The organism is Streptomyces sp. B21-083 (assembly GCF_036898825.1).
GTDB lineage: Bacteria > Actinomycetota > Actinomycetes > Streptomycetales > Streptomycetaceae > Streptomyces.
Genome location: NZ_JARUND010000001.1, coordinates 1,141,740 through 1,165,870, shown reverse-complemented (window position 1 = coordinate 1,165,870; position 24,131 = coordinate 1,141,740). Strand labels below are relative to the sequence as shown.

At 69.3% G+C, this 24,131-nt stretch carries 12 protein-coding genes; 6 read left to right on the top strand and 6 right to left on the bottom strand.

What is annotated here, in order from left to right; all coding sequences use genetic code 11:
- Positions 1-87 precede the first annotated feature (87 nt).
- Complete coding sequence (locus tag QA861_RS05200) at positions 88-6,357, top strand: PDDEXK-like endonuclease domain-containing protein (protein ID WP_334587023.1); 6,270 nt, start codon at positions 88-90, stop codon at positions 6,355-6,357.
- A 101-nt stretch (positions 6,358-6,458) separates the two neighbouring features.
- Here QA861_RS05200 and QA861_RS05195 read toward each other — a convergent pair whose 3' ends face one another.
- Entirely contained in the window at positions 6,459-8,630 is a 2,172-nt protein-coding gene (locus tag QA861_RS05195; protein ID WP_334587022.1) for a UvrD-helicase domain-containing protein, read from the bottom strand.
- Positions 8,631-8,822: 192 nt separating this feature from the next.
- On the opposite strand from QA861_RS05195, the gene drmA reads away from it, so the two are divergent.
- From drmA to drmC, 3 genes are read left to right on the top strand one after another with little or no spacing between them, the layout of a single operon-like run.
- A complete protein-coding gene (gene drmA, locus QA861_RS05190) occupies positions 8,823-12,647 on the top strand; it encodes a DISARM system helicase DrmA (protein ID WP_334587021.1) in 3,825 nt (1,274 codons plus the stop codon).
- Positions 12,644-14,539, top strand: coding sequence for a DrmB family protein (drmB, locus tag QA861_RS05185; protein ID WP_334587020.1), 1,896 nt, complete (start codon positions 12,644-12,646; stop codon positions 14,537-14,539). Before drmA ends, drmB begins: the two co-directional genes overlap by 4 nt.
- On the top strand, positions 14,536-15,315 hold the full coding sequence (gene drmC / locus QA861_RS05180) for a DISARM system phospholipase D-like protein DrmC (protein WP_334587019.1): 780 nt from the start codon (positions 14,536-14,538) through the stop codon (positions 15,313-15,315). The genes drmB and drmC overlap by 4 nt, the downstream gene beginning before the upstream one ends.
- A gap of 940 nt (positions 15,316-16,255) precedes the next feature.
- On the opposite strand, the gene QA861_RS05175 is transcribed toward drmC, so the two are convergent.
- Positions 16,256-17,098, bottom strand: a complete 843-nt coding sequence (locus QA861_RS05175) for an NmrA family NAD(P)-binding protein (RefSeq protein WP_334587018.1) — start codon at positions 17,096-17,098, stop codon at positions 16,256-16,258.
- Positions 17,099-17,161: 63 nt separating this feature from the next.
- Here QA861_RS05175 and QA861_RS05170 point away from each other — a divergent pair, with 63 nt between their 5' ends.
- On the top strand, positions 17,162-17,488 hold the full coding sequence (locus QA861_RS05170) for a winged helix-turn-helix transcriptional regulator (RefSeq protein ID WP_334587017.1): 327 nt from the start codon (positions 17,162-17,164) through the stop codon (positions 17,486-17,488).
- Positions 17,489-17,567: 79 nt separating this feature from the next.
- Here the strand turns inward: QA861_RS05170 and QA861_RS05165 are convergent, their stop codons facing one another.
- The 3 genes from QA861_RS05165 to QA861_RS05155 form a co-directional block, all read right to left on the bottom strand.
- Positions 17,568-19,025, bottom strand: a complete 1,458-nt coding sequence (locus QA861_RS05165; RefSeq protein WP_334587016.1) for a polysaccharide deacetylase family protein — start codon at positions 19,023-19,025, stop codon at positions 17,568-17,570.
- A 514-nt stretch (positions 19,026-19,539) separates the two neighbouring features.
- Entirely contained in the window at positions 19,540-21,492 is a 1,953-nt protein-coding gene (locus QA861_RS05160) for an alpha-L-fucosidase (RefSeq protein WP_334587015.1), read from the bottom strand.
- An 854-nt stretch (positions 21,493-22,346) separates the two neighbouring features.
- On the bottom strand, positions 22,347-22,574 hold the full coding sequence (locus tag QA861_RS05155; RefSeq protein WP_334587014.1) for a hypothetical protein: 228 nt from the start codon (positions 22,572-22,574) through the stop codon (positions 22,347-22,349).
- A gap of 351 nt (positions 22,575-22,925) precedes the next feature.
- On the opposite strand from QA861_RS05155, the gene QA861_RS05150 reads away from it, so the two are divergent.
- The gene (locus QA861_RS05150; RefSeq protein ID WP_334587013.1) at positions 22,926-23,321 is read left to right on the top strand and encodes a nuclear transport factor 2 family protein; all 396 of its coding nucleotides are present in this window, start codon (positions 22,926-22,928) and stop codon (positions 23,319-23,321) included.
- A 199-nt stretch (positions 23,322-23,520) separates the two neighbouring features.
- Here QA861_RS05150 and QA861_RS05145 read toward each other — a convergent pair whose 3' ends face one another.
- Positions 23,521-23,868: a winged helix-turn-helix transcriptional regulator gene (locus QA861_RS05145; RefSeq protein WP_443041543.1), complete on the bottom strand. Its 348-nt coding sequence runs from the start codon at positions 23,866-23,868 to the stop codon at positions 23,521-23,523.
- Positions 23,869-24,131 lie beyond the last annotated feature (263 nt).

Sequence of the window (24,131 nt, the reverse complement as noted above, 5' to 3'; positions counted from 1 at the left end):
GGCGTCTCGTGATCGGACTCGTGGTGGTCGGAGCGAATGACCGGACGGGCCACCGGATGGCCCTCAAGGCACTGGTGGGGTGGGCGTGTGAGTCAGGACAAGCGCGGGCCGGGCGAAAATCTGCGACCGGTCGGTTCCGTCTATCAGTACGACGACGGTCTGTACGTGCGGGTGGACGACGTCGGGCCCCACGCGTTGGCGAACGCCGAGGACAACCACGGGTACCGGCAGGGTGACGACCTGGTGCGGTGCACCCTGTCGGTGAGCAACGGCACCGGGCGCTCGTTGGACCTCGATGGCGTCACCCTGCTGGTGCGGGGAGGGCCGTACGGCAAGACAGGCCGTCAGGTGCGGGATGATCGCAGCGACGTGCTCGATGGCGAGCTCCAGGGCACCCTGCGTGCAGGGCGCCGGGTCTCCGCCACGTGGGCCTACAGCATTCCGGCCGGCACCGCCGGTGACCTGGACATCGAGGTCCGCTTCCCGGGGCGTGACCGGGGGAGCGTCACGTTCAGCACGGCGTCGGCCGCCGCCACGGTCGTCGGCGAGCGCCCCGTACCGGTCGCGTTCGACCAGTCCGTGCTGTTCGGTGATCGGCAGCAGTCGTTGTTCGCGGAACCGGACGACGCACCGGAGACCGTGACCGGGGCCGGGCACGCGGTGTCGGCCGAGCATGGGCAGCGAGCGAGCGCACCTGCCGGGCTCGACGGCGTCCCGGCCCAGCCGACCGGCCTCGGGCGACAGGCCGCACGGACACCGGTCCCGGAGATCTCCGCCGACGGCCTGGACGTCGCTCGCGTCCGGCAGATCTTCCGGTTCCTCGCCGAGGCCGAGGAGTCGAAGACGCGCCCCGTGCGCACGCTCGACGGGGCGGCCGGCGCCGTGTGGTTCGACGAACTGCCGGACGACGACGGCGTAGAGGTGATGGTCGACGGCGCTCTCGCGGGGGACGACGCGGCCTGGCTGACCGTCGCCCGCCCCGAACGCGAGGACGCGCCACACCCGAAAACCCTGCTCGCGCCCTGGGTGGACGAGAGCCGTATCCGTGACTTCAAGGAGGCTCGCGCCCCGCACCTGCGCCGGCGTATCGAACCCGAGTTCCCCGACTGGTCCCGGGGCATCCCGCTCGGCAAGACCTACCACGAGTTGGACGAACACCCCCAGCGGGAGAAGATCGAGAAGCTGTACGCCGCTTGGGAACAGGAATGGCTCGCCTGGGCGGAACGGCGCCGCGCGATCGACGCCATGGTCAGGCTGTACGACCAGCTGCACAAGATGCACGAGGACGCCGCGGCCCTCGGTGAGGCGTACGAACTCGTGCTCGGGCTGGGCCGACTCACCTGGCAGACGTCCACCGGGCAGAGGGTGGAACGGCACCTCATCACGCACCGGGCCACCATCCAGCTCGACCCGTCCACCGGCACGCTCACCGCCGCCCCCGACCCCACCGGCGCGGGCCTGGAACTCGAGGAAGGCATGCTCGAAGGGGCCCAGCACGTGCCGGGCGCCGTGCGCGAGACGATCGGCGAGGTGCTGGAAGGCGCTTTGGACGTGACCGACCCCGAACACCTCGACGCCGTACACACCGCCCTGCGCAGCTGGGTCAACGCCGCCCACAGCGCCGGAAGTTACGCGCCGACCGTCGAGCGCGCCAAGCCGCGCAGCCTCGATGTCCCGCAGGTGGGACTCGCCCCCGCGCTCGTCCTGCGTGAGCGCAGTCGCCGCTCCACCATGGACGCCCTCAAGGAGATCGCCCGGCAGATCGATGCGGGCACGCCGCCCACCGCGCTGCTCGGCCACATCGCCGGCCGGGACGGCGCGCTGACCGCGGCGGACCTCGCGGCGGCGGAGGACGACGGATCGGCGCGGGGCGGCGACGAGATGTACTTCGCGCTGCCCGCCAACGAGGAGCAGCGCACGATCGCCGAACGCCTGCGCGCCAACCGGCTCGTCGTCGTCCAGGGGCCGCCCGGCACCGGCAAGACGCACACCATCGCCAACCTGGTCACCGACCTGCTCGCCCAGGGCAAACGCGTCCTCATCACCAGCCACACCCCGCGCGCCCTGCGCGTGCTGCGGGACAAGCTGCCCGAGTCCGTCCGCGACCTGTGCGTGAGCCGCACGGAGGACGGCGCGGCCGCCCAGCGGGAGTTGGAGGCATCCGTGCAGCGAATCCTCGGCGAGTACGCCGGCTACGACGAGAAGGCCTCCCGCAAGGGGATCCAAACCCTTCAGACCCGCCTCGCCCGGGCCCGTGCCGCCCAGCAGGCCATGCTGCGCGACCTCGCCGTACTGCGCGAACAGGAGACCCACCGCTTCGAGGCGGAGATCGGCGACTACAGCGGCAGCCTGCAGGAGATCGCCGAGCGCCTCACCGAGGAGGCGGGACGGTACGACTGGCTCGGCCCGGTCCCGCAGGAACAGTCGGCCCTGAGCGCGGACGATGCCCTGCGGCTACTGCACACCACCCGTGTCTACACCCCGCACCACCAGGCCCTCGCGGCCGAGGTGCCCGGCCCCTCCGAACTGGCGGGCCCCGGCAACTTCGAGGAGGCCGTACGCATCGTACGGTCGGCCGGGGAAGCACACACGGCCGCGCGCCAGGACCCGCTGTGCGCGCAGTACGACACGGCCGTGAGGAGCCTCGACGAGAGGGAACAGCAGCGGCTGTCCTCGGCGCTCGACGCCTTCTCCACCACCCGCGCCCGCGCCGCGGCCCTCGCCGCCGCGGCCGGTGACTGGGCCACGAGCCTCCTGAGACAGGTGACCGAGGGGCAGGACTGGCAGGCACGCAGCCGGCGGGCCGCCGTCGCCGAAACCCTGACGGCCACCGACAGCTCGCGCGGCGTCCTGGGCACGGCCATCGTCAGCGGCCTGGAGCAGTACGACCCGGCCACGGCGCTCGCCCAGGTCACCGCACTGCACGACGGCCTCGGTCAGGGACAGAAGCTGCGCGGCCCCCTCGGTATGCGCTCCAAGCTGGCGAAGACGGCCGGCGCGTTCGCGGAGAAGGTACGGGTCGACGGACGGGCGCCGGAGGACGTCCCGACCTCGGCCGTCGTCCTCGCCCGCGTTCAGCTGGAACTGCGCCTGGCCCAGGTGGAGTCCGAGTGGGGCACGCCCGTCGCCACGTGGCAGGGACACGGACCGCGCCTGGCACGGCTGCGACAGGACGCGGAGGTGCTCGACGCGCTGTTCGCCCTCGCCGCCGCCCGCACCGACGTCCTGACCGCCGCGGCCACCTCCCCGGCACTCGCAGTAGCCACCTGGCACGACCCGTCTGTCGAGAACGCCGTACGTACCCTGCTGCGCGCGTCAACTACCCTGCGCGCGGCCGAGCAGTCGCGCAAGGTCATCGCGGACACCGCGGAACTGCTGCGTGCCTGGAGCGACCGGCCCGGCGTGTCGCCCGCCGTCGTACGCGCACTCGGCACGGTCCGTGACCGTGACCCCGACGGCTACCGCGCGTTCAGCGACGAGATGGCCGAGGTGCGCGAGGCCGCCCGGCTGCGGGCCGAACAGGACGCGGCCCTAGCTCATGTCCGCGAGGCGTTCCCGGCCCTCGCCGAGCGGATCACCGGCACACCCGAGGACAGCGCCTGGGACGCCCGGCTGCCCTCGCTCACCGAGGCTTGGTCCTGGTCCGCGTGGCGTGACCGCATGGAACGGCTCACCGATCCCGAGGCCGAGCGCGCCCTGCGCCGGAAGCTGACGGAGGCCGACGACGAGGCCCGCATCATGCTCGCGCGGCTCGCCGCCGCCCGCGCCTGGCACCGCTGCCTCGGACTGCTCACCGGTGACCAGTCCCGGGCACTCAGCGCCTACCAGCAGGCCGCACGGCGCATCAAGGGCAAGTACCAGCACCGCTACCGGCGTGACGCACAGGCCGCCCTGCGTAAGGCGCAGACTGCGGTGCCGGCCTGGATCATGCCCCTGCACCAGGTCGCGGAGACGGTACCCATGGACCGGCCGGGTCTGTTCGACGTCGTCATCGTCGACGAGGCCAGCCAGTCCGGCCTGGAGGCCATGCTGCTGAGCTGGCTCGCCGACCGGATGGTCGTCGTCGGCGACAGCAAACAGGTCAGCCCGTCCAACGTCGGCCTCAAGCAGGACGAGTACTTCCACCTCAGGGACCGCCTGCTCACAGCTCTGGAACCGGACGTCCGCAGCCTGTTCGGCCCCGAGTCCAGCTTCTTCGACCTCACGGAAGCGCTCTCGGCGGGCCGCGGCACGCTCATGCTCAAAGAGCACTTCCGGTGCATGCCGGAGATCATCTCCTTCTCCAACGACCTCTGCTACAACCGGAATCTGCTGCCCCTGCGGCAGTACGGCGCCGACCGGCTGCCCCCGGTCCGTACGGTGTACGTCGAGACCGGTGAAGCCGTCGGCGCCAGCACCCGGCTGGCCAACGTCGCCGAGGCGGAGGCACTCGTCGACGCGATCGTGCGCTGCTGTGCCGACCCCGCCTACGACGGGAAGACCATGGGCGTCATCAGCCTTCGCGCGAGCAAGGGGCACCTGACGGAGCTGGAGAACCTGCTCGCCGAGCGCCTCGACTACGAGCAGCGCGAGGAGCGGCGCATCCGGGTCGGTGACGCCGAGGACTTCCAGGGCGACGAGCGGCACATCATGTTCATCTCGTGCGTCAATTCGGCCACCACGGCGGCGGGAGCGGTCCCGGGCGGCTTCAACGGCAAGACCTACGAGCAGCGCCTCAACGTGGCGGCCTCACGTGCCCAGGACCAGCTGTGGGTGTTCCACAGCGCGCGGGCCGAACAGTTCCACGAGAACGACCTGCGCAGACGGTGGCTCGATCACCTCACCCGTCCCGCGGAAGAGGACGTCGTCACGGTCGAGGGAGGGGTCCTGCCCGACGTCCGGCACGAAGCGTTCGACAGCCTGTTCCAGCAGCAGGTGTACCTGGAACTGACCACGCGGGGCCACCGGGTCCGTCCTGGATACAAGGTGGGACGCCACACGATCGACCTGGTCGTGGAAGGAGGGACGCGGCGGTTGGCGGTCGCCTGCGACGGTGACGCCTTCGCCGAGGGGGAGGACGCCTCCACCGCGGCAGCCAGGCAGCGCGACCTGGAACGTGTCGACTGGACGTTCGTCCGGATCCGGGGCAGTCGCTTCCACCTCGACCGCGAGCAGGCGCTGGCCCCGCTGTGGGCCGAGCTGGAACGGCTTGGCATCGAACCCGTCGGGCGTGAGCCGGAAATCTCCGGCGGCGCCGACGGCGCTGTGCCCAGTGGGGCGGACCCGGCCGGCGAGGTGGATCCGGTCCGTGGAGTGGGGGACGGCGGTGATCCGGCCGTGACGGGGGACGTGGGCGAGGCCGGTCACATGGCCCGCTCGGGTCACGTGGGCGCGGCCGGTCACATGGTCCGCACGGGACACATGGCCGAGTCCGGTGACACTGCCCGCGCGGGTCACTTGGGCGGGGCCGGCGATGCGGCCTGGGCAGGGGCCGGCGACGCCGGCGTGGTCGATGAGGGCGTGCCATCCGAGCTGCGGGGCGCCTCGAGCCACGCGGCGGGGAGCCGGGACGAGGCACGGGACCAAGAGCCGCAGCGGGGCGCCTCGAGCCGGGCGGCGGCGAGCCGAGATGCGGCGCGAACTCAAGCGCCGACCGGACCTGCGGCCGGCCCGGCGGCGGTGCTCGCGCCCAGGGGCACGGACCCGCGCGAATCCCTGACGGGACCGGCCCGACGGTCGACGCCTGCTCCGACATGGCTGCGTGCCATGACCGCGGAAAGCGGGGCCGCTCCCACACAGGGGGCCGGGGCGACGGTGCCCGAGGCGGCACCCGCCGTACGGCCGACGGGCCCGGCGGCGCACGACGTAACGTCCGAGGGCTCGGCGCGGTCGGCCCTGTCCAGCCCGACGGCGCCGAGTCCCCTGCCGGTCCGGGAGATCCCGGCCGCGGCCTTCCAGCGGCTGGTGCGCGAGGTGCAGCAACTGCAGGCGGCAGCCGACGCTCCCGACGAGACCCCCGAAGGAGTGGACGCGGCCCAGCTGATCTTCCTCAGGAAGACCCAGGCCGATCAGCGCGACCGGCACACCAAGCGCCTCGCCTTCCTACGGACCTTCATCGACTCCGTCGGCGTCGGGCGGGAAGCGGCTGTCCCCGACGTCGTGATTCCAGGCGCGCTGCTCCGCCTGGAGTTCGACGGTCAGGTGGACGAGGACACTCTGTACACGCTCGCCGAACTTCCCACCGAGGAGGCCGACATCGTCTCGCCTTCCTCTCCTCTCGGCCACGCCCTGGCCTGGCAGCCGACAGGACGCGAGATCTCGTACGACGCGTCCCAGGGCAGGTCGTGCACGGTCGTCGTGCGGGAGATTCGCGTCTGATCGCTGCCGCTGCACTGTGACAAAGACGGGCCCTGTCGCTGTCCCTGTCCCCGCGCACCCGCCTTTCGGTCCGCGGGGACAGGGACAGGGCACGGTGTGCCTCAGCTGGTGACGGGGTCCAGCATGCGGCTCCGCTCACCGCTCCAGGAGATCGCCAGTGCGTCGCGTGCCCGCGTACAGGCCACGAAGAGCAGGCAGTGCTCGGCCAGAAGATCCGAGCGGTGCTGCGCGGCGTCCTCGTCGGCCGGTGTCACCTGCGGAGCGAACGGCAGCGCGTTGGCCGTCACGCCGACGACGGCCACACAGCGGAACTCCAGCCCCTTCATGGCATGCATCGTCGACACGCGTACGCCCGACACCGACGGCCCCGGGTCGTCCTTGACCGCGACGGCGGGGACGCCCTCCCGGCGCAGGCGGGTGATGACGGCGTCCACCAGCGTGTTGAACCGGGCACATACCGCCACTTCGGACGGCTTCACACCGTCCTGGTCCACCCATGTACGGATCTGCGCCACCAGCGCGCGCAGTTCGTCGTCCTGGCTGCCGTGGCCGAGAGCCACCGGGACGCGGCCGTGCAGCTCGGAACGGTAACCCCGCAGCGAGTCCTGGCCGCCGTCGTCCTCGTCGTCCTCACCGAGACGGCCCACCGGCTGACCGTCCAGGAGGGACGCCGACCAGCGCAGGATCTCCTCCGTGCTGCGGTAGTTGAGGCGCAGCCGGGACGTCCGCCCCCGCACGTTGACACCCAGGGACCGCAGCGAGACCCGGGAGTCGTAGATGCGCTGATGAGGATCGCCGACAAGGAAGATGTCGTCCGCCTGCTCGGCCACGCAGGCACGCAGTACCCGCCACTGGGCCGGGTGCAGATCCTGCGCCTCGTCCACCACGACATGGCGGTGGCGTGGCGCCTGCTCGGCCAGAATCCGGGCGGCCTGGTCGCACACCATGGTGTACGTCGCGGAGTCGCGGGAGTTCAGGTCTGCCGTGAACCGCTCCATGACCCGCCAGAGCCGGGCCCGTTGCACTCGACCCACCTGTGTGCCGCGTCCGCTGCGTACACATCTCAGGTACTCCTCGGGCGTCCGCAGCCCCTGGGCCAGAACGACGTTTCGGAACTCCTGGGACAGGAAGCGCTCCGACCAGGGAAGGTCCTCGCGCGCGGTGGCACGGGCCCACGCGCTCTTCTCCGCTGCCGCCGACAGCGGCTTCGGCGAGCTGCCCCTGGCTTCCCGGACGACCCTGGCGGCCAGCGAGTCCACCGTCGTGACGTCGACACGCTCGAGAAGGTGCGCGTCCGTATCGCCGAGCAGGAGGGCCAGACTGTCCCGCAGGGCGGCCGCCATGGCGTTGGTGAACGTGGTGAGCAGGATCCGATCGGCGTCGTGTCCGGTCCGCAGCAGGTGGCGTACCCGGTGCAGGGCGACGACCGTCTTGCCGGTGCCGGGGCCGCCCGTCACCTGAGCCGGTCCGTTGAAGCCCGGGTGGTAGGCGTACCGGCGCTGGGCGGGGTGCAGGAAGACGCGCCAGCGGGTGAAGTCCTCGGTGAGGATCCGCTCGAGTTCCCCGGGGCCTGTGACCTCCACTATGCGGTTGGGCGTGTTGAGGATCGCCTCACTGAGTGTGACGGCCGGCCGGTCGTGCGCCGTTCGCACCGTCTGCCCTCGTGAGGCGATCAGCTGCTCCCAGACGTCCTCGGGCGAGTAGTCGGCCGCAAGGTACTCCAGTACCTCGTACTGATCGGAAGGCATCATGGGGGGTGCCATGACCGTCAGGTCGTCGGCGGTGACGCACACCCGCGCCAGCCGCAGGACCTGCTCGTCGATGCCGAGGTCACGCAGCACGGTGTCGGAGTGGGACGCGAAGAGCCGGGCCGGGCTCTGCACCACCTTCGTCTCGAAATAGGTCTCCATCTGTTCGAGTGCCTCGACATTGCGAACCTCCAGGCCTCCGGTGGCGCCGTTGACCGAATAGGCGCGTTTACAGGCCCAGTTGATCGCCTCGTCGTGGGGCGCAACTCTGAGAAGAGTGAACAACTCGCTGCCGTCGTCCGGGGCGAGGAGAACGCCCCGGTAGAACTTGGTGACCCGGATCGTACGGATCCTGGGGTCGCGCGCCCGCTCGAGCTTCTCCAGATGCATACCCTTACTGGCGTGGAGCTGAGGCACGGTCAGGCTCTGGAACATCTGGATCGCGTCGTTGACCTCCTTCTGGACAGGTCTCTGCAGGGAGATCAGATCCGCGACGAAGTCGTCGGAGAGGGCGAGACGGGGCATGGGAGTCCTCGGGTCGCGGACAGGCGGCGGGCGCGCAAAGGGCGTGCACCAGCCTAGAGACTGACGGAACGCGGAGCGACGGACCTCTCGAATTCATTGTGTGAACTGAGTCAACGGGTCTATATTTCTTGTGCTGCCACACCACAGGTGCACGCCCGTGCTCCGATGGCCCTGTCCGAAAGGACCCCTCGCATGCCGGCCCAGCCCGCCCAGGCCGCTGTTCCGCACCCGCTCGACGAAGTTCCCCAGACGTTCGCTGCCGGGGATTCCTATGCGGTGCGGGACGCACTCGTGCACTACATCCGACGGGATCTGCTGGGCCCTTGGGACGGTGACACGGAAAGCCTGCCGAGCGCCTCCTCCGGTCCCCGTGACCGGTACCTGGTCGGCATGCTCGGCCCGCGCCCCCAGACCGTCACCGCGGAACGGATCGCCCTTGCGGCCGCCCAGGGTGCGGATGGGCAGTCGGGTGACGAGCAGGAAGGTGACGACAGCGACCTGCAGGACCGGTTGAGCCCCCAGGCGGCCGGACACATCTGGGCATCCTCCATGGGGCTGTCCTTCACCGCTCCGGCCTCCGTCGGCACGCTCAGCGCCACCGTCCGCTGGGGTCGCTACACCCAGTCGGACGAGGCAACCGAACGGGGGACGACGCGCAGGGTCTGGTCACGTGAACCCGTCGAGCGTCCGGTGGACATCGACGTGACCGACGGAGCCGACCGCGTCGTTCCCCTCGACGGCGCCGCAGTCGTCCTCCATGTGCAGGTACGCCGGCACACAGGCCGTACGGGTGCCGAGGACCTGCGCATAGTCGAACTGGCCCTGGTGAACCGGCAGCAGGACAGCGCGGACGCGCGCGACGCGCACTGGCTCTTCCAGACCGAGATCGACGTCACCGCCTTTCCCGACGACCTGGCAGCCGTCTTCCTGCCGGTCGACGACCCTCTCGACCCGGCGACCCACGACAACGTGCCCGAGGATGCCGAGGAGCGGCGACTTCGCCTCCTTTACCGGGACAGCCTCAGCCACGCCAAGGGCCGCAACGTAGCCGTGCACGCCCACGTCCGCGACGGAGAGCGTAACGCCCATCGTCTGACCACCGTCTGGCTTCCCGAGTACGACGTCAGGGCGACCACCGCGCCGGCACTCGAGGAACAGGATCTCCTCCAGGGGCTGGAGTTGGGCATGGACGAGCTGGCGGCACTCGCCGTGCCCGACCGCCGGGCAGAACTCAGCGCCGCTCTGGCCCCGTTGGCCGACGGGTACGGCACGTGGCTGGAGCAGCAGCGGCGCAATGCCGCCGCACTCCCCGAGGACCTGCGAGAACCGGCCGAGACCGCGATCGAGCAGGCGCTCGAGGTCTGCGACCGCATCACCCTCGGCATCGACCGGCTCGTGGCCGACGAGACGGCGCTGCTGGCCTTCCGGTTCGCCAACCGGGCCATGGCCCATCAGCGCCGCAACACGGCCATCGCGACCGCCCGCGCCGGCCGCGAGAACGACTCCCGGTCCTACCAGGAGGCCTACGAGGAGGTTCACGGCAAGGGCAAGGCGGCAGCCAGTTGGCGTCCGTTCCAGCTCGCCTTCGTCCTGCTGAACATCGACTCCCTGACTCAGCCCGGACATCCGCACCGCGGCACCGGCCGTGAGGCCCTCGTCGACCTGCTGTTCTTCCCGACGGGTGGCGGCAAGACCGAGGCGTATCTCGGACTCGCCGCCTACACCTTCGCGCTGAGGCGCCTCCAAGGCACCATCGGCTCGGGTACGGAAGCCCGGAGCGGTGAGGCGGGTGTGGGCGTTCTCATGCGCTACACCCTGCGGCTGCTGACCGCCCAGCAGTTCCAGCGTGCCGCCGCCCTGGTGAGCGCCTGCGAAGTCCTGCGCCGCGAGGAGTTCGAGCGGGACCGGCGCTGGGGACCCACCCCGTTCCGGATCGGGCTCTGGGTGGGCACCGCGGTCTCACCCAACTGGTTCGACGAGGCCAAGGAACAGATCGCCGAAGCCAAGGAGAACGCCAGCGACAAGCACGCCCGGGTCCTGCAGGTCCTCACCTGCCCCTGGTGCGGCAGCGGCCTGACCGCCCGCTCGAACATGGAGTACGACGAAGGCCGCCGCAGAGTCCTGCTGTACTGCCCTCGCGGCGAGGGAGAGGAACGCTGCCCGTTCTCCCGTCGCGAAGCGCCGGGTGAGGGAATCCCCGTGCTGACCGTCGACGAGGAAATCTACCGACTGGCCCCCTCGCTGCTGATCGCCACGGTCGACAAGTTCGCCCAGCTCCCGTGGAACGGCTACTCCGGCCTGCTGTTCGGCAGGGTCACCGAGCTGTGCCCCCGCCACGGCTACCGCCACGACGACCTGGATGCCAAGACCGGCTGCGGAGGCCGCCACAACGCCAGGGGCGACCTGCCCGGCGTCACCGCCCAGCCGGTCACCCGCCTGCGACCTCCGGACCTGATCATCCAGGACGAGCTGCATCTGATCTCCGGAGCCCTCGGCACCACCGTGGGCCTCTTCGAATCGGCCGTCGACCAGTTGTGCACGTGGAGCTTCACCGACGCGCACGGAGGACGTCACGAAGCCGGTCCGAAAATCGTCGCCTCCACCGCGACCACCAAGCGGGCCGCGGACCAGGTGCGCGGTGTCTTCGCCCGCAAGGTCGCCGTGTTCCCGCCCCAGGTGCTGGACGTCGGCGACACCTTCTTCTCCCGGCAGGTGGAGCTGAGCCGGGAGAACCCCGGCCGCCGCTATCTTGGCGTATGCGCGCACGGCACCCGGCTCAAGGCCGCCGAGATCCGTGTCGCGGAGATCCTGCTGCTCGCGGCGCAGCAGCTCTTCGACGAATACGGCAGGCCGGCGGATCCGTACATGACGCTCGTCGGCTACTTCAACGCGACCCGTGAACTCGCCGGCATGCGGCGGTACATGGACGACGACATCACCACCCGAGTGCGGTCCAACGGCAGCCGCAAGGGCCAGGACACGCTGTCGGATCGCATCGTGAGCAGAGCGGGGATGCTCAGCATCCAGGAACTGACTTCACGCATCTCCTCGTCGGACATCGGCGCGGCCCTGAAGCGGCTGGAGATCGAGTTCGACCCGGAGCGGGACACCTCGGTGCGCAGGCGGGCCTTCCTACGTGAGTACGCCGCCGCCATGAAGGACAAGCGCGAACCTCGCGCGTCCATGACGCCGTTCATTCGACAGGCCGTCGACGTCGTCCTCGCGACCTCCATGCTGCAGGTCGGTGTCGACGTCTCCCGCTTCGGCCTGATGCTTGTCGTGGGCCAGCCCAAGAACACCGCCGAGTACATCCAGGCGTCTTCACGTGTTGGTCGCGACGCCGCCCGTCCGGGCCTGGTGGTGACCCTCTACAACTGGGCACGCCCCCGCGACCTGGCCCACTACGAGGACTTCGAGCACTATCACGCGACGTTCTACCGTCAGGTGGAAGCCCTGTCAGTCACCCCGTACACGCGCCGCGCGCTCGACCGGGGTGTCGCCGCCACTTATGTCGCAGCGCTGCGCCATCAAACCTACGACTCCTCCCGCAACCTCGACGCCCATGACGTCGACCTCGACGGACCGCTCGCCCAGGATGTCGAACGGCGGCTTCTCGAACGCGCCGAACGGGTGGGAGGCGACCGGCCCCGCCAGTACCTGAGCGAACGTCTGGACCGGCTCAAGGACGAATGGCGCCGAAAACGCGACGAGAGCAGTTCGGCCCTCGCCTACCGCAAGGAGAAGCACAAGACGACCGTCGTGAACGGCCTGCTGCGACGGGCGGACGGATCCCGGTGGACCGAACTGACCGTCGGCATGTCGATGCGCGAGACGGAGAACGAGATCAACCTGCTTCTCCCCGGTGGCGGCGCCTTCCTGGAAGAGCCCTCGGGCGACGGACCGGACTGGGCGTTCGGCGCCTCCGGGACCAACTCCGACCCGGACACGGCGAGCACCGTGGACAGCGACGAGTACGGGCCCGTCACGGCCGACACGGTAAGGAAGGCACAGCGATGAGCAGCCCGGGCAGCAACCGCAGGGTCGGCGCCGTACGGCCCAGCCACCTCATGTTCACCGCCGGCGTCGGCGCCCTCGTCGACCTGCCCAACTTCTCCGTCCTGATCCGGGGAATCGACTCCTGGAGTCACTCCGGAGTCACCGACTACGACATCGACGAGCCCCGGCTTCGCGCTGCCGTCAACCGGTCGCTCCAGCGCTATGGACGCGGCCAGGTCGAGCAGTTGCGTGCCGCTCCCTGGCTGGAGGGCGCCGACACGGACCCGACGGGCTGGGCGGCACAGGGGACCGGAGTGCCTGTCACGCCGTTCCCGCAGTGGCTGCGCTGCACCGCGTGCAATGTGCTGGCCGCGATCGACTCGGGCGAGTTCGCTTTCGTCAACGCCAACCCACGGACACCGCACGAGGCGAAGTTCGTCCACGACTGCAAGCGGGGCAAGCCGCTGGCAGTGGCTGCCCGTTTCACCCTCGTGTGCACCGCCGGCCATCTCGACGAGTTCCCGTACACCGCATACGTGCACCGTGGGCAGACCTGCGGCAAGACACCGCGCCCGAAACTGCGCATGAAGGACCATGGCGGCAATCAGGCCGCCAACGTCACCATCGAATGTGTCGCCTGCGGAGTGAAGCGCAACATCCGGGAAGCCATGGGCGAACGAGGCCGGCGAAACCTGCCCCGATGCCGTGGACGGCATCCACATCTCGGCACCTATGAGACGAACGGCTGCGACCAGGAGCCGGTCCTCATGGTGGCGGGCGCGTCCAACCAGTGGTTCCCGCTCACCCTCTCCGCCCTGGCCCTCCCCAAGGCGCAGGGCGGAGACATCGGCAAACTCCTGGACGACCACTGGCCCGACCTCGAAGTGGTCGGGGACCGAGGGCAGTTCGACTTCATGGCGAGCATGCCCAAGTTCACCTTCCTCAAGGAGTTCGACGCCGACGCGGTGGTCGCGGCGATCACGGCCCGCAAGCAGGGAACCACCGGGCAGGCCCCCTCCGCGCCCGACGTCCAAGCCGACCTCTTCGGACCCGAATGGGACGCGCTCTCCGGTCCCGTTCCCGCCCCCAGCGACGATTTCGCACTCCGGCAGATGCCCGTGCCGGACCGCCTGAGCGAGTTCTTCGCCGACATCAGGCAGGTCGAGCGACTGCGCGAGGCGCGGGCGCTGATCGGGTTCACCCGGCTCGACGCGCCCGACCCGGAATCGCCGGAGATCGCCACCCGCGTCGAGCTGTCCCGTGGGATCCGGAACTGGGTACCGGCCAGTGAGGTGCGCGGCGAGGGCGTTTTCCTGCGCGTGCGGGACGGTCTGGTGGCCGAGTGGACCGCCCGTATGGAGAAGTCACCGCAGATGGAGGCGCACAGACAGGCGTACGCACGATTCCGCGCCAACCGGAAGTCGGACCGCAAGACCAGTGAGTTCGACCCCCACCACGGCTGGCCAGGAGCGCGGTACATCGCCCTGCACACCCTCTCCCACCTGCTGATCCGCACCATCGCCCTGGAGTGTGGCTACAACTCCGCCTCGCTCGCGGAACGGATCTACGCGGGAGACGAACAGAACCCGAGGACCGGCATCCTCATCTACACCGCCGTCCCGGACTCCGAGGGCACCCTGGGAGGCCTGGTGTCCCTGGCCGAAGAGCGGGAGTTCGACCGGATCGTGCGCCGGGCCCTCACCGACGCCCGCCACTGCTCTGCGGACCCGCTGTGCGCCGAGCGCCTGCCGCAGGACCCGGCCGACTTCCTCCACGGGGCCGCGTGCCATGTCTGCCTCTTCGTGTCGGAAACCACGTGCGAACGCGGCAACCGGTTCCTGGACCGTCGTTTCCTCGTTCCGCTGAACGGGGAGCAGGATCCGGTGCTCACGCCGGTCGGCCTGCTGCCGTGAGCCGACCCGCGTTCGAGGGCGCTGCCGAGACCGCCGTCGCGGCCCTCGGCCTCTCTCGCAGCAAGGACCTCGCCGGGCTGCTCGCCCAGGGACGCACCAGGGAGCGGATACTGACGGAACTGGCGACACCGGGAGTCAGCGAGGCGGTCGCGGCGCTGCACGACGCCATGGAGTCGGAGTCGGTGCCTGCCTCCGAGGCGGCTGCCTATGTGCGCGGCTATGTCGCCGCCGCGCGGCAGGCCCGGGAGAGGGTCCAAGTCCGTACCGTGTGGAGCGGTCCCTCGACACCGTCAGTACCGGTGCGCGCAACCGCCCAGGTGCTCGTCGAGGTTATCAACGAGGCGCGGCACGAACTGCTGGCGATGACCTACGCGGCTCGTCCGTATCCCGCCCTGACCAGGGCTTTGACAGAGGCCGCGGGCAGGGGCGTGCGGACGCACGTCGTGGTCGAGACCCTGGCCGGTGCTGGCGGTCTGCTCTCGGGGAGGGAGCCGGCCGAAGCGTTCGCGTCCGTGCCCGGCCTGCTGCTGTGGGTCAGGGCGCGGGACCCGGCCGAACGGGGCCGCTCACGCCAGCATGCCAAGCTGGCGGTCGCCGACCGTCGCACTCTCCTGCTCGGCAGTGCCAACCTGACCGAGTCCGCCGCACGGCGCAACATCGAGGCGGGTGTCCTGGTGAACGGCGGTGAAGCACCGCGGCGCACGGCAGAGCACATCGTGGAACTGCAGCGCCTCGGCATACTCAGGCCCCTTCCGCCACGCCAAGCTCCTGGCTGACCACGGAAGCGTGCTCGCGGGCAGCGTGAGCCCTGGAACACCTGAGTGTGCGGGAGTTGATCGGGGGCTGGTGGTCTCAGTTTGCACTATGCAATGATTGGCGCGGGGGGCACCGGCGGCCGATTGACTTCTGGCGCCCAGGAGTGACAGTGGCAAGGTAGGCGGGAGACACCGGCCCGTCGGTGCCCCCTCTGCGGCTCTGCCTCCGCCCAGCCCCGGATCTGCGTCGTGGACCGGAACGGGCCAACGGCAACCCGGCTGACCGCGATGCCCGATGGTCCATGCAGAGGTGAGATGTGGGCGCCGCCCATGGACTGTGAGTGAGAGGAGTAGGGGCAACTGTGATCGCTGCAGGGGCGGGCAGTGAGGGAACAGTCGAAGAGCGGGACGGCACTTCGTCCCGCTTCGGGAAATTCCCGTTGATCTCTTTCGGGCGGCGAGGCCGTTGTCCGACGGTCCGCACCGAAGGCCATGCCCCATGCCCGCTGACGCGGTGTGTCAACGGCCACTCGGTGATCGCGTCTTGAGGCTGTGCAGTGACTTCGGTGGGTCCTGGGCACCGGTGTCACCGTGGGTCGTCGTCGACCACGACACCGACCCGACCGCCCGCCTCCAGTTGCACCGGCTGGCTTCGCCGGGCGGCGGCCATCTGCGCCGTGCTGATGGAGAGTCACTTGCTCGCTGGTCGGGCGGGATGGATCAGCGGTCCGTGGGCTGCGAGCCATACCGTTCAGGCCCACAGACTGCTGCGACGTCGGTAGGTAGTTCAGTCATGACAGGGCCACCCGGGCGGCGCGTGGTGTGGCGGTCCGGTGCATTCACCGGTGGGCACCCCGCACAGGATGAGGAAATGCCGACAGTCTTGGAAGTAAATCCTCCAAGCACTGTGCGGGTTGATGTCAGATCGGTGCTCCTGCGGTGACGGGCGCCGCCTGCCCTGTCACAGACCCATGTCTGCCAGCCACTCCGTCGTGGTCCGGGGCGTGACATCCAGCAGCTTCTGGGCGGAGTTCTCCGGCGTGATCGAGCGACCCGGCATCGCGCTCATGGCGCGGTATGCCTCCGCGGTGCCTGCGGCAGGGCCTTCGCCGATCAGGGGTGCCACGGACGTGCGGAACTCATCCAGGCTGATCGGCTCGAAGACCACGTCCCGCCCGAGCCGGGTGGCGAAGGCCGCGGCCAGGTCGGGCCCGGTGACCGCCGGGTACTGCCCGACGGAGACCACGCCGGTGACGTCCGGGCGCTCGAACAGGGCGACCGTGACGTCGGCGATGTCCAGGTGGGATGCCCAGGAGACGGGGAAGTCGGCCCGGATCGGGTACGGCAGCACGCCGCGCTCACGGACCGAATCGATGACGTACGGCATGAGCAGGTTTTCGAGGTACAGCTCGGGGGCGATCACCGCATGGGACACCCCGCTGCCCGCCAGGCCGGCGGCCAGCGTCGCGGCGCCGCCGCCGGTGGCTGAGTCGATCGCGAAACCGCTGGTGGAGAACACCACGCGGCCCGGCCGGGCTACACGGACAGCCGTGAGGATGTTGTTCGCGAAGGCCAGACGGTCCTCCTCCGCGCCCACCGGCAGGTGGACGAACACCCCGTCGGCGCCTCGGTAGGCGTCGGTCAGGTCGGAGGCGGAAGAGTAGCTCGCGGCCACGACGCGTGCGCCGTCCACGGCGGCGTCGGGGTTGCGGGTCAGCGCGGTCACGGACCTGCCCGCGGCAGTGAGAGTGGTGGCGACAGGGGCACCCTGGGCGCCGGTGGCGCCATGGATCACGTAGGTCATGCGGCTATTAGTGCATGGGATGTACTGGTTACATCAACTGCACTAATGGGCTACTGTCGAAAAGTGACCAATCCCTGCCTTCCCGAGTGTGGTGTGGCTCGCTTCCTCACCCTTCTCAACGGCCCCTGGGCCACCCTCATCGTGCGCGAACTCCTCAAAGGCACCCACCGCTTCACCGAACTGCGCCAGGCCCTGCCCGGCATCAGCCCCCACACCCTGACCAGCCGACTGCGCCAGTTCGAGACGTACGGCATCGTCACCCGCACCACCTACGCGGAGATCCCACCGCGCGTCGAGTACGAACTCACCCCCCTCGGTGCGGGGTTGAGCGACGTTCTCGACGCCATGGCGACCTGGGCCGATTCGGTCCCCGTCCCGGAGGACACGTAGGTCATTCGCAGACTGTCCGACCCGTAAGGCAGTCCGCGAGGTACGTCGGCCGGAAACGTGACGCTGCCTCACGGGCCGCTCAGAGGGTCGCGCGCAAGTGGCTGACCGTCACGAAGTGGTAGCCGCGGGCGGTGAGGGCGCGCAGGATCTCCGGGACGGCGGCGACCGAGGTGGGGTGGATGTCGTGGATCAGGACGACGTCGTTGCGTTCGGCCTGGGATATGACTGTCTTGGCGACCTCGGCCGGGTCGTGGGACTTCCAGTCCAGGGTGTCCATGTCCCACAGGACGGGGGACAGGCTGGTGGTAGCCCGGACCTTGCCGTCGATCGCGCCGTACGGCGGCCGGAAGAGCGTCGGCTCCTTGCCCGTGGCGGCCTTGATCGCCGCGGTGGTGCGCTCCAGCTGGGAGCGGACCTGGGCGGGGGTGAGGTTGGTGAGGACCGGGTGGTTCCAGGAGTGGTTGGCGACCTCGTGACCTGACTTCATCTCGGCGCGCACGATGTCCGGGTGAGCGGCGACGTTCTGGCCGACCACGAAGAAGGTCGCCCGCGCCTTGAACTGGGCGAGGTACCGGAGCAGCGTTCCCGTCTCGGGGGCGGCGGGCCCGTCGTCGAAGGTCAGGGCGACGCACTTGGCCTTGGAGCAGTCCGTGGTGTCCGCGCCCGGGTCCGGCTGCGCGGAGACGGACGGGGCGGGGGTGTGGGTGGCGCCGAGGTCGAGCTTGTCGTCCGGGTCGGTGGTCTGCTTCTGGGCGCGGCTGCCGAAGCCGGACAGCCACGGGGTGACCGTCGCTTCGGGGAGGGTGACGGAAATGCGGGCGGCCGGCGGAACGCCGACCGTGCCCCGGTCGAAGTCCACCTTCAGATCGCCGTCGGCGCTGAAGGCCATGTCGTCCAGGTAGGCGTCGCGGCCCTCCTGGTCGCCGAGCGCCGCGTCGACGGTGTCGGGAGTGACTCCTTCCCGCTTCTCGAGGCGCGTCTTCAGGGCCGCGACGAAGGCGTCCCGGGAGTTGTCCGCGATGAGCGCGGGGGAAGGCCGGTACTTCTTGGCGGCGCCGTCGTACCAGTACGCCCTGGTGTCCAGGCCGTCCGCGTTCGACGTACGGTCGACCGTCGCCAGCCGGACGCCCAGCACGTCGCCGGAGGCCACAAGGAACGAGAAGCTGACGTTCAGCTCGGGCCCCTCCGACCCGTCCGCGCCACCGCAGTTCGGCGGGCCGCCGATGTCCTCGCCGAGGAAGCCGGAGAGACGTCCCTCCACGTGCTTCTTCATGACGACCGTCATCGCGTCGGCGCCGGGCACGTCCGGGTAGCTCGTGGCCCAGGGGCAGGAGCGGTCGGTGCTGCTGTCGCTGACGATGTTCACGCCCTTGAGCTCGGTCAGGTCGACCTGGGTGCCGGTGTCGTTCTTTCCGGTCAGGGATGGGCCGTTCGGAGAGGGCGCGGACTCCGCCGGTGTCGAACCGGTGGAACAGGCGGCCGTCAGGGCGAGCGACCCGAGCAGGAGGAGGGCAGGGGCGAGGGTGCGTCGGGGCATGCGTGAACCTAAGTACGTGAGATGCGGGGGGTGTGGGTCGGGATGTGCGGTGCGTGAGCTGCATCGCGCTGCGGCGTCCCGTTGTGACGCCTTATGGGGCAAGCGCTTTCACAGTTGCCGGGTAAAGGTACGTTTTCGGCCGGTCTGCCGCAATCCCCGGTGCCCGTCGGCGTCCCGGATGTGACCACTTCCTCTCCGGCCGCTCGGCGAGGAGCTGCCGCTGATCGTGTTGTACAAGGGCGGCTCAAGCGGGCGGGCCGACATCAAAAGGGCGCGGAGGCGGCCGATGCCGAGGTCGGGCGCCCGCTGCCGTGGACCCGGCGCACGGGTGCCGGGTCCACGGCAGCAGGGCCGGGTCAGGCACCCGTGCGGCTCGGGCCTGGGCGGAGTCCGGTGGGTCGCCGAGTCCGTGGTTCGCAGGGTTCCGTTGTCATTTCATGGGGCTGTTCAGCCGTAGACGACCCGCGCCCCTCCTCCTCGACAGCAGGCAGTGGAGGAGGGGGCGGAGGGCCGGTCAGGAGGTGATGATCTGCCATTGCTGCCGCGTTTGTGACGTGTACGGCTGCTGCTCGATGTTGGCTCCGTCGGCGGTGCTGCCCTCGTCGACGCCGAGGCAGAGCCCGCTGTAGCGGTTGATGAGGAAGTAGTACCCGTCACCGGTGGGCGTGACGGCCCAGTGCTGCTGGGGTACGTCGGAGTCCGCGTAGATGGCCACATTGCCGCCGTCGTCGCGGGAAAGCCCGGCCACTTCCATGAGCTTGGCGCTGCCGAGGCCCTTGATCTCGTAGTAGCCGTCGCCGGTGGAGGCGACGGTCCACTTCTGGTTGTTCTTGTTCAGCCAGGGCCACTGGAGGATGTTGGTGCCGTTGGCGGATCCGTTCGCACTGACGTCGGCGACCTTGCCGCTGTTGCGGTTGACCAGCCGGTACACGGTGCCGTCGCCCGGCAGGACACTCGAGACGAGGGCAGGCTTGGCCGTCCGGCCGCCGATCCGGACGCCGCCGACGTTGGCGTAGCCGCCGGTGGCCGCGTTCGCCTGGATCCGTACGAAGCCCACGTTCCGGGCGGGCCACTCGACCACCTTGGGCTTGCGGTTGCCGGCCCAGGTGCCGGTGGCGACCTGGGCGAAGTTCGTGCCGTCGGTGCTGGTCGAGATGGTGTACGAGGTGATGTCGCCGTCGGTGGAGTCGTTGCGGTTCCACTGCTTGGGCAGGTACTCCAGGGTGGAGACGTTGCTCCACACCCCACCCAGGTCGAGCGTGAGCGAGTTGGGCAGGGGCGAGGAGAGTCCCCAGGTCGACCAGCAGGTCTCGTAGCGGACGTCGCTGAGTCCGTCGATGGCGTTGAGCGGTCCCTCGCCGGTGTGGAAGCCGGCGGCGTACGCGTTGACCGGGGTGACGGGGTGCTCAGCGCGCAGTGGTTGGGTGGGCAGCGGTGGCCTGGAGGTGTTCGGGCTCCAGGCGGCACCCACTTCGGCGAGCCGGTTGACGATGTTGGTGTCCAGCAGGCCGTTGCGGTTGGGCGGGCAGTTGAGGATGAACGAGGTGTACTTCGGCTCCAGGTCCGCAAGGTGCGACAGGACCGCATCCTTGCTCATGAGGCCCTCGGTCGGAGTGGAGGGGTGCCAGAACCAGCCGTTGCTGATGGTCTGCCCCTGCATACCGGCGTAGGTGTTGCCCGCCGGCGCCGTGACCCCCAACGGCTCCTCGAAGAAGATCGCGTCGCTGAGGAAGGGCTCCGACAGTCCGCCGATGTCGATCATGACGCAGTCCGGCTGCAACTCCTTCACCAGTGAACGGATCCTCTGGTAGGAGACGGCCTGCTGCCCCATCTGCCATGCGTAACCATCGGTCATCAACATGTCGATGGTGCCGTAGTTGGTGAGCAGCTCGGTGATCTGACCGAGGATGAAGGTCATGTCGCCGGGCTGGATGGCATCGGTGATTTCGAGCCCGGTCACCTTGTGCCGGCTCTCCCATGCCTCGACGCCGAAGGTGCGGTCCCAGATCGAGTAGTACAACCCGACCTTCAGCCCCTTCGCCCGGAAGGCGTCGCAGTACGCCTGGACGACGTCATGCTTGTAGGAACTGTTCGCCACGTTCTGGGTGCCATGGGCGCTCGGCCACAGGGCGAAGCCGTCATGGTGCTTGGTGGTCAGGATGCCGTAACTCATCTTCGCGGCGACCGCCGCATCGGCCCACTGCGCGCAGTTGACACTCGGCGGAGCGAAAAGGGTGGGGCTCTGGTTGGGTTCGGCCCACTCCTGGTTGGTGAACGTGCCCAGGCTGAAGTGGTTGAACATGCCGAACCGCATGTCGACCATCTTGCTCAGATTGGTCTGTGTGTCAGCGGCGGCAGCCTGCGACAGAAGGCCGGCGAAGCCGGGGACGATCGGCAGGGCGGTCGCGGCGCCCGCCACCCCGGCCGCCCCGAGAAACGTACGGCGAGTCATTCGTGATGAGGACATGGCCCACTCCTGTGGATCGATGGCGCTGACTGTGGTGACGACGTTCCGGGTAACAGTCGACGGACTGGGCGCCGGGGCGTGGACGGGTTGTCGAAGTGGCTGTGAAACGGCGCTCCGCTGGAACCGCCGGGCCGGCGGCCCGGCGGGTGTCAGGCGGAAGATGACCGATCGAGGCCGGAGACAGGGCTGTCGTGGCATGGCTCAGCCGCTCGGCAGTGAGAGGTAAACGTGCGAGTCGAGGCTGCCGGCGGCCAGGTGCCCCTGACCGGTCGCGCCGACGTTGACCGGAAGAGGGACGCGTCGCGGGAAGTGGTACCGCTCCCGGGCAGGCCGGAAGCTGCCTGGCCAGGTGGTGTGGTCGCCGTCGGCGGTATCGGTGAAACCGGGACGCGTCGAGCGCGGTGACGGATCGGCCTGGGCGCGCGGTCCGGTGATGAGTGTGGGGACCGCCCTCAGAAAGGCGGCCGGCAGGGCATCGCGGAGCGCCGGAGTTCAGGAGCTCCTGCACGGACAGGGCGCAGACGGAAGGCGAAGCCGGCTCTCGGCGGACCACCACGGCCGCGAGTGTTTCTGCTACAGCTGGTCGGCTCTGACAACGTGATCTCCAAACTTTGCTGGGACAGCCCACCGTGCTGCGGCTCGACAACCGGGATGGACGGAGTGACCAGTGGCCCTCAGAGGGAGAGCGGAAAAGCGGCCACTCATACGGTGTGTGTTTCGCCCGAGTGACATCGGACCTATTAAGGAGCTTCAGCGTGGACTCTGTCTAGAGGATCGACGGAAAACCCGTGATCAACGCTAATTGTGTGCCGAACTCTCAGGATCGAGCCGTCAGGACGTAGTGGCCGAAAGGATCAATAGATCGGGTGAATGGGGTGGCTGGTGCCCTTGCGGACGCACATCTCGGCGGGCTCGCGGCGCGCTGGGCCCCGGTCGGGGTGCCGCGAGTGCCATTCGCCCAGTGCTTGCCGCCACATCTTTGCGAAGCAGGTGGTCGCGGCCTGAGCGCCTTCCGGCCCGGGCTCGGGGTCGTCCTGGCGCGCTGCCGGCGCGTACTCCACACCGTTGTCGTCGATGCTCACAAGGCTGCCGGTTTGCGCACTCTGAGTAATCGCCGGAGATCCCTCTCCCAGTCGTTCGGGTCTCGTGTCTACGGCGGTACGCAGCGGCTTGACTAGGCAACTCCCGGGTAACACGCACACGTCGTGTGATGCGCGTCACGATATTCCATTGGTTACGTTGAGGTGACTGGTTACCGATGGTGAAGATGGAGGTGCAGAAGGAGAAGTCGCCGAAGAAGAGGCGTCGACCTGCTGCGGATCGAGGGGCGATCGCACGCCGTTGATCCATCCCGCGTCGCGCACGTCGCGTCTCGCACCAACCTGCGGAGTAAGTCGTACTGCCTCTTTGTCGGAGGCGTGAGGAGTGTTGTCATGACCAGCAAGAACGTCGACATCGCGCGTGAGTACTTCCAGGCCGTTCAGAAGGGTGACTTTGCCAAGGTGGGCGAGCTTCTGGACGAGGAGATCGTCTGGCATCAGCCGGGCGCCAACCAGTTTTCCGGTGAGCGCAAGGGGCGCGACGCCGTCTTCGCGATGCTCGGCGGGATGATGGAGACCAGTCAGGGCACCTTCGCCATCGACACGATCCACGCCCTCATGGGCAACGGCGACACGGTGGCCGCCTCGATCCACTTCGCCGGGCGGCGCGAGGATGCGTCCATGAGCATGGACGGCGTGGATGTCCTGCGCCTCAAGGACGGCAAGATCGTCGAGATGTGGCTGTTCTCCGGCGACGAGGCGGCCGAGGACGCCTTCTGGGGACGGTAGAGTCCGCGTCCTTCCCCGGCGGAAGTCGTCCGGCTGACTCCAGGTGCGCGAGCGCGGCGTGGCCGTCTCGGCGTCGGCGAATCCGCTGCCGACGATCGGGATCCTCCTGTATGAACAGGTCGGCGACCTGCGGGAAGACCGTGGTGAAGGTCGCCGGCCCCCTCTATGACGTTGCCGGCTGCCTACCTCTGGCAACCAGTCACGGCTGCCGGCGAGCGTCGTAGCTCTCGCGCGCCGCGAGTACCTCGGCGAAGTGTTCCTCGGCCCAGAGGCCCAGGGCCTGAAGCGGGGCGTACAGGGTGCGTCCCAGTGCGGTCAGCTCGTACTCGACCCTGGGCGGGACCTCGCCGTACACCCGCCGGGTGACGATTCCGTCGCGCTCCAGGTCCCGGAGTGTCTCGGTGAGGACCTTGCCGCTGATGCCGTCGACGCTGGTGCGCAGGTCGCGGAAGCGCATGGGGCCCGTGCTGAGCGCGATGACCACCATGGCCGTCCACTTGTTGGCGATGCGGGCGAGCGAGGTGCGGGACGGGCAGGTCGCCGTCATGACATCGAAGGCCGGAAATTGCGGAGACGTCACGGGCCCTCATCGGTTGCGTTGGGTCGACTGTTACCGGTGGTAAGCATAAGGCCCGGCAGGGGACATTTTCACCGAAAGTGTTGTCCTGTGCCAGCCCGGTGTCCACCTCTTCCCGGGCGGTCGTCGCGACGGGGTGGTCGGAGCGGCGCAGGTGTGGCCTCCTGCGACGTACGCGGCTGCCTGAACCTGACTATATAGACCACTGCATGGAGTTTTGTTGATGTTTCATC

Coding starts and splice junctions, on each gene's coding strand:
- QA861_RS05145 (WP_443041543.1), bottom strand. CDS start 23,868: ATGACGGCGACCTGCCCGTCCCGCACCTCGCTCGCCCGCATCGCCAAC.
- QA861_RS05165 (WP_334587016.1), bottom strand. CDS start 19,025: ATGCCCCGACGCACCCTCGCCCCTGCCCTCCTCCTGCTCGGGTCGCTC.
- drmB (WP_334587020.1), top strand. CDS start 12,644: ATGAGCAGCCCGGGCAGCAACCGCAGGGTCGGCGCCGTACGGCCCAGC.
- drmA (WP_334587021.1), top strand. CDS start 8,823: ATGCCGGCCCAGCCCGCCCAGGCCGCTGTTCCGCACCCGCTCGACGAA.
- QA861_RS05160 (WP_334587015.1), bottom strand. CDS start 21,492: ATGTCCTCATCACGAATGACTCGCCGTACGTTTCTCGGGGCGGCCGGG.
- QA861_RS05175 (WP_334587018.1), bottom strand. CDS start 17,098: ATGACCTACGTGATCCATGGCGCCACCGGCGCCCAGGGTGCCCCTGTC.
- QA861_RS05195 (WP_334587022.1), bottom strand. CDS start 8,630: ATGCCCCGTCTCGCCCTCTCCGACGACTTCGTCGCGGATCTGATCTCC.
- QA861_RS05150 (WP_334587013.1), top strand. CDS start 22,926: ATGACCAGCAAGAACGTCGACATCGCGCGTGAGTACTTCCAGGCCGTT.